General features: G+C 64.5%; 1 protein-coding gene and 1 pseudogene. Both read left to right on the forward strand.

Translation table 11 applies throughout. The annotated features are described in order from the left end of the window. A pseudogene (locus JHD77_RS33325) lies at nt 1–509 on the forward strand (TIGR03752 family integrating conjugative element protein); the annotation flags it as partial. Beyond that, nucleotides 487–930, forward strand: coding sequence for a TIGR03751 family conjugal transfer lipoprotein (locus JHD77_RS33330; RefSeq protein WP_003125338.1), 444 nt, complete (start codon nt 487–489; stop codon nt 928–930). The pseudogene JHD77_RS33325 and the gene JHD77_RS33330, both read left to right, overlap by 23 nt. The last annotated feature ends 7 nt before the right edge of the window (nt 931–937 follow it).

The following is a 937-nucleotide window of genomic DNA, read 5'->3' on the forward strand; positions in this document are numbered from 1 at the left end:
GCACCTTCCCGGCGCCGGCCGAAGAGGTGAATGACAACCAGAGCAACAACAACCAGACCGCCAGCGCCGACCAGAAAACCATCCAGGGCGGCCTCGGCTGGATCAGCGACCCCTACGGCATCCCCTGCATCGCCGGTGATCGCCGATCCAATGCCAAGGAGTACCTGGGCAATCAGAGCCTACTCACGGCTGCCGGGGCCGGCATCGCCAAACTCCTGGACGCCGACGAGAACAACACCAGTACCGTCTTCAGCGGCAACGGCACCAGCTTCGGGACGACCGGAACCAACAGCAACTCGGCCCTCAACAACATCCTCTCCGGCGGCGTCGGCGACATCCGGCAGTGGATGAACAAGTTGTACGGGGAGGCCTTCGCCGCCGTCTACGTGCAACCGGGCGCGCGGGTCGCCGTGCATCTCGATCAGCAACTGGCGATCGACTACGAACTCAAGGGCCGCAAGGTCGACTACAGCTCTGGAGCCGCTCATGCAACAGCAGACCTGGACTAACCCCCTTCTTCGTCTCTGCGCCGGCCTGGCCTGCGCGCTGACCCTGGCAGCGTGCTCCACCAGCAAGGAGGAGATGCTGCCCCACGGCGAGGCCAACATGCTCGACGTCTGGGAACAAGGTGCAACCAGCTCGATAGGCAACAGCCGTGGCCGGCTGCTCCTCGATGCCAGGCAAACGCTGCGGCGCCCGATCGATCCGCAGCAGGCTGCCTCCGCGAACGACCAGGCCGACTACACCCGCACGGCCAGCAACGAGATCCACAGCCAGTTCAAACGACTGCCCAATCCCGACCTGGTCATGTATGTGTTCCCGCACCTGGCCGGCAGCGATCCCGCCCCGGTACCGGGCTACACCACCGTGTTCCCCTTCTACCAACGAGTCCAGTACGCCATGCCGGGCGAGCGTACGGAGGACTACTAATGAGCCT

The organism is Pseudomonas sp. P20 (genome assembly GCF_016463925.1).
GTDB lineage: Bacteria > Pseudomonadota > Gammaproteobacteria > Pseudomonadales > Pseudomonadaceae > Pseudomonas > Pseudomonas aeruginosa.

Excerpts from the sequence above, each read along its gene's own strand:
- JHD77_RS33330 (WP_003125338.1), top strand. The coding sequence starts at position 487 with ATGCAACAGCAGACCTGGACTAACCCCCTTCTTCGTCTCTGCGCCGGC.